7 protein-coding genes are annotated in these 9713 nt (G+C 70.2%); 2 read left to right on the top strand and 5 right to left on the bottom strand.

Features of this window, described 5'->3' with window-relative positions; translation table 11 throughout:
- The 5 genes from LQV45_RS11720 to LQV45_RS11700 all read right to left on the bottom strand — a co-directional run.
- On the bottom strand, positions 1-2018 hold a 2018-nt coding region (locus LQV45_RS11720), incomplete at its 3' end, for a glycoside hydrolase family 3 protein (protein ID WP_230007183.1).
- Between the two features lie 182 nt (positions 2019-2200).
- Positions 2201-3037, bottom strand: a complete 837-nt coding sequence (locus LQV45_RS11715) for an ATP-binding cassette domain-containing protein (protein ID WP_230007182.1) — start codon at positions 3035-3037, stop codon at positions 2201-2203.
- Positions 3034-4896: a dipeptide/oligopeptide/nickel ABC transporter permease/ATP-binding protein gene (locus LQV45_RS11710; protein WP_230007181.1), complete on the bottom strand. Its 1863-nt coding sequence runs from the start codon at positions 4894-4896 to the stop codon at positions 3034-3036. The genes LQV45_RS11715 and LQV45_RS11710 overlap by 4 nt, the downstream gene beginning before the upstream one ends.
- A complete protein-coding gene (locus tag LQV45_RS11705; protein WP_230007180.1) occupies positions 4893-5834 on the bottom strand; it encodes an ABC transporter permease in 942 nt (313 codons plus the stop codon). The genes LQV45_RS11710 and LQV45_RS11705 overlap by 4 nt, the downstream gene beginning before the upstream one ends.
- 57 nt (positions 5835-5891) lie before the next feature.
- A complete protein-coding gene (locus LQV45_RS11700; protein WP_230007179.1) occupies positions 5892-7409 on the bottom strand; it encodes an ABC transporter substrate-binding protein in 1518 nt (505 codons plus the stop codon).
- A 189-nt stretch (positions 7410-7598) separates the two neighbouring features.
- Between LQV45_RS11700 and LQV45_RS11695 the strand changes: the two genes are divergently transcribed.
- Positions 7599-8264: a TetR/AcrR family transcriptional regulator gene (locus tag LQV45_RS11695; protein ID WP_230007178.1), complete on the top strand. Its 666-nt coding sequence runs from the start codon at positions 7599-7601 to the stop codon at positions 8262-8264.
- The coding region (locus LQV45_RS11690; protein WP_290370240.1) for a glycoside hydrolase family 2 protein at positions 8261-9713 on the top strand (1453 nt) is incomplete at its 3' end. The genes LQV45_RS11695 and LQV45_RS11690, both read left to right, overlap by 4 nt.

Genomic DNA, 9713 nt, shown 5'->3' with positions numbered 1-9713 from the left:
GTGTTGGTGAGGGTCACGACGAGCTCCTCGTCGTCGCGCGCGGCAGCGTCCCACGACCAGCTCGTGTAGCCCAGACCGTGGCCGAAGGGGAACGCGGGCCGGGCGTCGCCGCGCAGCCACGCGCGGTAGCCGATGTGGATGCCCTCGCTGTAGCGGAGAACGCCGTCCTGCGGAGCGACGTCGAGGACGGGCACATCCTCGAGTGCCGCGGGCCACGTGGTGGGGAGGCGGCCTCCGGGCTCGGCGGCGCCGGTGACGACGTCCGCGAGCGCCGTGCCGAACTCCTGGCCGCCGAAGTAGCCCTGGACGATCGCCGCGACGTCCGCGGCCCACGGCAGTACGACCGGCGATCCGGCGTTGACGATCACGACGGTGCGCGGGTTCGCGGCGGCGACGGCGCGGACGAGGTCGTCCTGACGTCCCGGCAGATCCAGGGACACGCGGTCGTACCCCTCGGACTCGACCTGGGAGTTGGTGCCCACCACGACGACGGCGACGTCGGCGTCCGCGGCGGACGCGGCGGCGCGGGCGATGAGCGCGTCGGCATCCGTCTTCTCCGGGGCGATGCCGAGGGTGACGGACATGGCTCCCGCGATCGCGCCGTCGTCGGAGCGGTCGAACTCGGCGCGGACGACGATCTCGTGCCCGGCCTCCACCCGCACGGCGGCAGTCAGGGACGGCGGGTTCAGGAAGGCCGCACCCAGGTCGGTGCCCGCCAGCACCGGGGCGTCGTCGAGCACGACGACGCCGTCGACGAGGAGGCGTCCGGGGTTCGCGCCGGCGAAGCCGAGCTGGATCTCGCCCGTGGACTCGGGGGTGTAGACCGTCTCGAGCACGACGGTGCGCGAGGCGGCGATGGGGGCGTCGCCGCCGAACCACACCAGGGCGGTCGCCCGTCGGTCCTCGGTGAACAGTTCGCGGCCGTCCGCGTCGAGGAAGCTCACGCGCACGCCGGGCTGCCCGGTCGCGGGGTTGCGCAGCTGCGAGACCGGGATCTCGGCCACTCCCTCCTGCACCACGGCGCCCAGTTCGTACGACACGCGCTCGGCGCCGAACGCGTGCCGCAGACCCTCGAGGGGCGACACGATCCGCTCGGGCACGACGGTGGCGCTGCCCCCGCCCTGGGTGCGCGCGTCGCGAGCGTTCTGCCCGATCACGGCGACGGAGGCGACCGCACCCGGCTCCAGGGGAAGGATGCCGTCGTTGGCCAACAGGACCGTGCCGGCGACCGCCGACTCGCGGGCGAAGGTCGTGGCATCCAGGGGGGCCGGCTCAATAGCGGCCGCATCGCCGAGGGCGCCGACGCGCTCGGCCAGGAGCAGCATGCGCAGGACCTTACGATCCAGGTCCGCCTCGGGCACGCGGCCGTCGCGGACGGCCTCGGCGAGATCGGCCCACGCGGGCGCGGGCCCGGGCATCGCGAGGTCTTGCGACGCCGTGGCCGCCGCGAGCGAACGCACGGCCGTCCAGTCGCTCATGACGACGCCGTCGAAGCCCCACTCCGAGTTCAGCGGGGTCTCGAGCAGCTCGTTCTCGGTCATCGTCACGCCGTCGACCGCGTTGTACGAGCTCATGATCGACCACGCGCCGGCCTCGACCGCGCGCTCGAACGGCGCCAGGTACAGCTCGCGCAGCGCGCGCTCGTCCACGTCGACGTCGACGGTGAAGCGGTCGGTCTCGGAGTCGTTGGCGACGTAGTGCTTCGGCGTCGCCGCGACGCCGTTGTCCTGGAGGCCGCGGACGTAGGCGGCCGCGAGCTCGGCCGAGAGCTCCGGGTCCTCGCTGAAGCACTCGAAATGGCGTCCGCCGAGCGGGGAGCGGTGCAGGTTGATCGTGGGGCCGAGCACCACGTCGACCCCCTTCCGCCGCGCTTCGGCGGCCGCGGCCGCGCCGTACCGGTAGGCCAGTTCGACGTCCCACGAGGCCGCGAGCGCAGACCCCGACGGCATGTTCAGCGAGGGCTCGCGCTCGTCCCACCGGGGGCCGCGGACCCCGGCGGGCCCGTCCGACAGGGTCATGGCCCGCAGCCCGATCTCGGGGAGTGGCACGGTCGTCCAGAAGTCGGCGCCCTGGACGAGGGCGACCTTCTGCTCGAGAGTGAGCTGCTCCAGGAGCGGGACCAGGTGCTCCGTCGCGGGGGCGGACAGGGAGGTGGAGGGAAGAGTCACGGTGTTCTTTCCGGGTGCGAAGGGAGGACGGGTCAGGATGCCGAGGAGGCCAGGAGCGCGCGACGGGCCATGCGGCGCTCCTCCTGACGGTCGGGGTCGGGGACGGGCGCGGCCATGAACAGACGCTGCGTGTAGGGGTGCTCCGGTGCAGAGGTCACGCGGTCGGCCGGTCCGGTCTCGACGATCTCGCCCTTGTACATCACGGCCACGCGGTGGCTGATGTGACGGACGACGGCGAGGTCGTGCGTGATGAACAGGTACGCCACCCCGGTGCGGTTCTGGATGTCGATGAACAGGTCGAGCACGCGCGCCTGCGTCGACAGGTCGAGCGCCGAGACGGGCTCGTCGCAGACGATGAGCTTCGGGCGGAGCGCCAGGGCGCGGGCGATCGCGACGCGCTGACGCTGCCCGCCCGAGAACTCCCGGGGAAGGCGGCTGCGCGCATCGGAGGGCAGGCCCACCTGGTCGAGCAGGTCGCGCACGCGCGAGCGCGCCTCGGGCCCGGCGACGCCCGAGGCGGTCAACGGCTCGGCGAGGATCTGCTCGATCGTCATCGACGGGTTGAGCGAGGAGTACGGGTCCTGGAAGACGACCTGGATCTCCGAGCTCAGCGCGCGACGCTCGGAGCGGCCCAGGTGCGAGATGTCGCGACCGTCGTACGTCACGGTGCCGCCGGTGACGGGGGCGAGGCCCAGGACGGCGCGTCCGAGCGTCGTCTTGCCCGACCCGGACTCGCCGACCAAGCCCACCGTCTCGCCGGGGAGGATGTCCAGCGAGACGCCCTTCAGGGCGCGGAACGGCTGGGCGCGGAAGCCCTTGCCCGGGTACTCGACGACGAGGTCGTCGACGGTGAGCAGCGGAGCGGTCATGCCCGCACCCCTTCCTCGGCGCCCAGCGGCGGCCGTGCCGGACCCTCGTCGAGGATCGCGTCCAGCAGCGCCCGCGTGTACGGGTGCTGCGCGTCGTTGAAGATCGCCCGCACGGGGCCCTGTTCGACGAACACGCCGTTCTGCATGACCGTCACGCGGTCGCACAGGTCGGCGACGACGCCGAAGTTGTGGGTCACGAGCAGCATCGCCATGTGGCGCTCCTGCTGCAGGTCGCGCAGCAGGTCGAGCACCTCTGCCTGCACCGTGACGTCCAGCGCGGTCGTCGGCTCATCGGCGATGATCAGCTCGGGGTCGGTGGAGACGGCGCCGGCGATCAGGACGCGCTGCGCCATGCCGCCGGAGACCTCGAACGGGTACGCGTCGAAGGTGCGCGGCGGGTCGGGGATGCCGACACGGGCGAGCAGCTCGAGCGCGCGCTCGCGCGCGGCCTTCTTCGACAGCCCGAGGTTCTTGCGCAGCGGCTCGACGAGCTGGCTCCCGATCGTGAAGGCGGGGTCGAGGTTGCTCATCGGCTCCTGCGGGATGTAGGCGATGCGCTTGCCGCGCACCCCGCCGTAGACCTTCTCGTCGGCGTCGGCGAGTTCGGTCCCGTCGAAGAGGATCGATCCGCCCGTGACCGAACCGCCGCGGGGGAGCAGGCCCAGGACCCCGAAGGCCGTCTGCGACTTGCCCGAGCCGGATTCGCCGATGAGGCCGTGGACCTCGCCCTTGCGGATGTCGAGGGACACGCCGTGCACGACCTCGATGTGCGAGCCGTCCGGCTGGTCGTACCCCACGTGCAGATCGCGCACGCGCAACAGAGTGTCCGCCGAGGTGCTGCGGGCGTCGTCCGCGTGGACGAACACGTCGGAGTCCACCTCGGGGAGCTCGTCCGGGTCGATGATGTCACCGCCACCGAGCGAGACCGAGGTCGTGACCGCGGCGATCGAGCCGGTCTTGCTGGAGACCGCGCGGCGCCGACGACGGCGCACGCTCACCGTGCGCTCGAGCTCGTCGCGGAGGACGTTGGCGAGGAGCGTCAGGGCGATGCAGGTCAGGGCGATCGCCAGCGACGGCCAGATCAGCAGCACCGGGTTCTTGTAGATGTTCTTGAAGCCGTCGGTGAGCATCGAACCCCACGTGGGGACGTTGACGTCGCCGAGCCCGAGGAACTCCAACCCCGACTGGATCGCGATGGCGATGCCCGACACGATCGCGGCCTGGATGATGATGGGCGCCCGCACGACCGAGAGCACGTGGCGGCCGATGATGCGGGCGTCGCTGAGCCCCGAGACCCGGGCGGCGTCGACATAGAGCTCGCCGCGCACGGCCGTGACCGAGGCGTACACCAGACGGAAGAACCCGGGCGAGAGCAGGATGCCGAAGATCACCATCGACACCCACACCGAGGGGCCGACGACCGCGCGGGCGGCCAGCAGCACGACGATGCCGGGGAGGGCCATGTTCAGCTCGGTGACCCACGTGGCAGCGGTATTGAACCACCCCTGGTAGTAGCCGGCGATCAGGCCGCTCACCACGCCGAGGACGACGGCGACGACGACCGCAATGAGGGCGGCGGCGATGCTCGTCTGGGTGGCGGCGAGCAGTCGCGACAGGACGTCGCGGCCGCTGCCGTCGGTCCCGAGCAGGTGCGCGGGGCTCGGTCCCGCGAGGATGGCGCGGATGTCGGCGAAGTTGGGATCCTGCGGCGCGATCAGCGGGCCGATGAAGGCCAGGAGGGCGATGATCGCGAGGAATCCGAGCGAGACCATGCCGACGGGTCGACGCAGCAGGCGCCGGAACAGCGCCACGCGCACGGGGGCGACGGGGACGGCGGGAGGGACGTCGATGGCGGTCATGACAGTCGCACCTTCGGGTTGAGAGCGGCCTGGGCCAGGTCGATGAGGAGGTTGACGACGACGACGATGATCGCGAACGCGATCACCAGGCCCATGACGACGGGGATGTCACCGAGGCTCGTCGCGCGCACGCTGAGCTGTCCCATCCCGGGGATGGCGAAGATCTGCTCGACGATGACGGCGCCGCCGAGGAGGCCGACGAACTGCACGGCCAGGACCGCGAGCGCCGGACCCCCGGCGTTGCGCAGCACGTGCTTGTAGATGACGGAGGTCTCACTGAGGCCGCGCGAGCGGAGCGTGCGGACGTAGTCGCGGGAGGTGGCATCCAGGACCGAACCGCGCACCTGTTGTGCGACGGTCGCGATCGCTCCGATGGAGAGGGCCGTGATCGGGAGGACGACCGAGGCCAGCCATCCGCTGAACGAGGTCGTCAGCGGCGTGAATCCGGTGGCCTTGAACCAGCCGAGGTTCACGGCGAAGACGAGGACGAGGAAGAGGGCGATGAGGAATCCCGGGACGGCGAAGCCGACGAGAGAGAGGAACTGCACAGCGGCATCCACTGCTCCTCCGCGGCGAGCGGCGAGGACGCCCAAGAGGATGGAGAGGATCGCCGAGACGAGCGTGGCGCCGATGACGATGGACAGCGTCACGCCCAGCCGCCCGGAGACGCTGACCGAGACGAGCTCTCCGTTGAACCAGCTGCGGCCGAGGTTCCCCGTGACGGCCGAGCTGAGCCAATCGGTGTACTGGGTGAGGAGGGGCCGGTCCAGGCCCAGCTCCTCGGTCTTCTTCGCGACCGTCTCGGGGGTCGCCGTCTCGCCCAGGATGCGCCGGGCGATGTCGCCGCCGGCGGCGTACAGCAGGGTGAAGGCCAGCAGCGAGATGACCGCGACGAGGACGACGCCGGACAGCAGCCGGCGCACGATGAATGCGAACATGTGTAGTCCCTCGGGGCGGACCGGCCCACCCGACGTGCGGGCGGGCCGGTCGACGGGTCAGTTCTTCGGCGAGAAGCCGAAGATCGACGGGTAGGCGTTGGTCGGCCAGAACTCGAGGTTCGTGTTCGGGTCGGTGGCGAAGGTGCCCTGCGCGCGGAAGAACGGGGCGAACCAGGCCTGGTCGACGATGTACTTGTTCAGTTCCTTCACGGCGGCGTCGGACTCGCTCTGGCTGCCGGTCTGGATCGTCGAGATGAGCGCGTCGACCTTCGGGTCCTCGTACTTGAAGGGGTTGAAGGTCGCGGTCGGAGCGATCATGAAGTTGATGAGCTGCCAGTCGGGGTTCTGCTCGAGGGCCATCCAGGTGGCGGGGTACTTCGGAGCGAGCATGTCCGAGATGAAGTTGCCCGTGCCGGGGTCGGTGTAGTTGACCGTGATGCCGATGTCGGCGAGCTGCTGGGGGACGAGGTCGAACGTCTGCTGGAAGGCGGGCGTCGACATCATGTTGAGCGTGAAACCACTGGGGTACCCGGCCTCGGCGAGGAGCTTCTTGGCTGCCGCGGGGTCGTAGCCGTAGGTGGAGTCGAGCTTCTCGTCGTACGCGACCGAGGTGCGCGGGAAGACCTGCTCGGTGACGGTTCCGTAGCCGGTCTGCAGCGACTGCAGCAGTGCCTCGCGGTCGAACGCCATGTTGATCGCCTGACGGACGCGCACGTCGGCCAGCTCGGGCGCCATGGTGCCGGCGCGGTCGAGCAGCAGGAGGCCCTGGAAGTCGAGCTCGTTCGACTCGATCGTCCAGCCGGCTCCTTCGACCTCGGAGATGGTGTTGTTGTCGGCGATCTTGGCGCCGTTCAGCTCGCCGGCCTTGATGGCGTTGAGGGTCGCCGTGGTGTCGTCGAAGACGTTGATCGTGAGCTTGTCGTACTTCACGGCGTCCTTGTTCCAGTACTGGGGGTTGGCCGTGTAGACGTACGTGGTGCCCGTCACCGTCGACGCAGTGTCGAGGATGTAGGGCCCGGAGCCGACCGGGTTGGTCGACACGTCGGGGTTGTCGAACGAGGACGGGGCCTCCACGAGGCCGGGCGCGACCGAGAGCAGGTTGACCAGGGACGGGTCGGGTGCGGCCTGGGTGATGGTCACGGTGGTGGCGTCGGGTGCGGCGAACTCCTTGCCCGTCAACGTCGCCGCTTGCGGCGACGTTCCGTCGCGGAAGCGCTCGAGGCTGGCCACGACCGCAGCGGCGTCGAGCTTCGTGCCGTCGGTGAACGAGACGTCGTCGCGCAGCGTGAGCGTCAGGACGGTGTTGTCCGCGTTGTATTCCCACGCGGTCGCGAGCCACGGCTCGATCTCGCCCTGGGAGTTCTTCTGCAGGAGCGTGTCGAAGACGGCCTGGAAGAAGGGGCTGCGGTTGCCGTATTCGGCGCCGGCGCCGATGTCGTAACTGGTGGGAGCGATGATCGCGCCGAGAGTCAGCTGAGCGCCGGCCTCCCCGCCACCGGTGTCATTCGCGGCGCAACCGGTCAGTGTCAACGCCGCTGCGACGGCGAGGGCTGCTGTGGCCTTCCATCGGAACATCCTTGTCCTCTTCTCTGTGGTGCGGGGCTCGGGTGAGCGACCCTGCGGCGAGAAGCTAACACCAATTCCTAGTGATCGCTAGATTTTTGAGCCAAAAAACTAGCGATCACTAGGAATTCGTTGTAAAACGGATCGTGAGAGGGCTCCCACGCCGACGAGATCGCGTCGTCGTGGCGGTACGGTGAAGCGATGACCGACAGGCCGCGGACCCCCCGGCGACAGCGGGGCGAGTATGCGAAGTCCGAGGGGACGAGGCAGGCGATCCTGGACGCGGCCCTCGAGGTCTTCGCGGAGGCGGGCTACCGTTCCGGTTCGCTGCGCGAGATCGCACAGCGCGTCGGGATGAGCGAGGCCGGTCTGCTGCACCACTTCCCGCGCAAGAGCGCGCTGTTGCAGGCGGTGCTCGATCATCGCGACGAGCTCGCGCGGGCGATCGTGGACTTCGACGACGACGACGGGGTCGAGACGCTGCGCAACCTCGTCGCCCTCGCCCGCCACAACGCGTCGGTGCCCGGCGTGGTCGAACTGTACTGCGCCGTCTCCGCCGAGGCGACCGCCCCCGATCACCCGGCGCACGACTACTTCCGTCGCCGCTACGAAGAGGTGCGCACGAGCGTGGGTCGCGCGTTCGAACGCATCGCGGCGGCCGGTCGACTCGCCTCGGGAGTGAATCCCGGCCGTGCGGCGGTCTCGACCATCGCGCTCATGGACGGACTCCAAGTGCAGTGGCTGCTCGACCCGACGTCGACCGACATGGCCGAGGCGCTGGCGGAGTATTTCCGCGCGATGGTGCGAGGGTTCGACCTCACGGCCCTCGAGGACCTCCTCGACGCCGTCGCGGAAGACGCGTCGTGATCCGCACGCCCCTGCTCCACGGTTGGACCGTGGGGCCCAAGCTCGGCGCGTTCGAGCAGCGCGACGCCGCCACGGCCGCGGTTCCGGTCGTGCTCCCGCATGACGCCCTCCGCGATCTGCCCCGCGACCCCGCGAGCCCGCAGGGCGTGACTTCCGGCTACTACCCGGGCGGCGTGTTCGAATACGTGCATGTTCTCGACGTCCCCGAGGGGTGGCGCGAGAAGACCGTGCGGGTGGAGTTCGAGGGCGTCTACCGCGATGCCGTGGTGTTCGTGAACGGCTCCCACGCCGCCCACGAGGCGAGCGGCTACGCCGCGTTCACGGTGGTCCTCGACGGATTCCTCCGTTTCGGCGAGGCGAACCGGATCACCGTCGAGGCGCGGGTGCACCGCGATTCCCGCTGGTACACCGGGGCCGGCATCCATCGCCCCGTCCACCTCGTGGTCGCCGACCCCGTCCACATCGCGCTCGACGGCAGCCGCGTCACGACCCCCGACATCGACCACGAGCGCGCGATCGTCGAAGTTGCGACCCGTGTCGAGAACGGCACCCGCCACACGCGCACCGTTCGCGCGCGGTGGGAAATCACCGATCCCGACGGTGCGGTCGTCGCGCGGGGTGAGTCCCCGGTATCCGTCCTTCCGGGTGACAGCGCGGTCGCCCGTCAGCGCCTCGTCGTCGCCGGGGCGCGCCTCTGGGGCATCGACGACCCGCAGCTGTACCGGCTGCGCACGTCGCTCGTCGACGAGGCGAACGGTGTCGCGCTCGACGAGGACGCCGTGCCGTTCGGCATCCGGTCGCTCCAGCTCGACACCGTGCACGGCCTCCGCATCAACGGCGAGAGCGTCACGCTCCGGGGCGCCTGCGTGCACAACGACAACGGTCCGCTCGGTGCCGTCGCGATCCCCGCCGCCGAGGATCGTCGCATCCGGCTACTCAAAGAGGCGGGGTTCACTGCGATTCGCAGCTCGCACAACCCGGCCAGCCGGGCGATGCTCGACGCGTGCGACCGCCACGGCATGGTCGTCATGGACGAACTGGGCGACGTCTGGACCCGGGCCAAGAGCGCCTTCGATCACTCGGTGCGCTTCGCGGACGATTGGCGCCGCGACGTCGAGGCGATGGTGGCGAAGGATGCCAATCACCCCAGCGTCGTGCTCTACTCGATCGGCAACGAGATCCTCGAACTCGCCACGCCCCACGGGGCCGTCTGGAGCCGGCGCCTCGCCGAGGCGGTCCGCGAGCTCGACGGCACCCGGTTCGTTACGAACGGCATCAACGGCATCATCGCCAACCTCGACCGCATGGCCGAGGCGATGTCCGAGGCCGAGGCCACCGACCCCAACACCCTCATGGCGGGCATGGGCGAGAAGATGGCGCTCCTGAACGCGTCCGAGGTCGTGAGCCGATCGATCGAGGAGTCTGCGGCCGTCCTGGACGCCTTCGTGG

It is taken from the genome of Microbacterium sp. Bi128, assembly GCF_918698205.1.
Note: the sequence above shows the minus strand (reverse complement) of the source record. Positions and strands in the feature narration are given on the sequence as shown.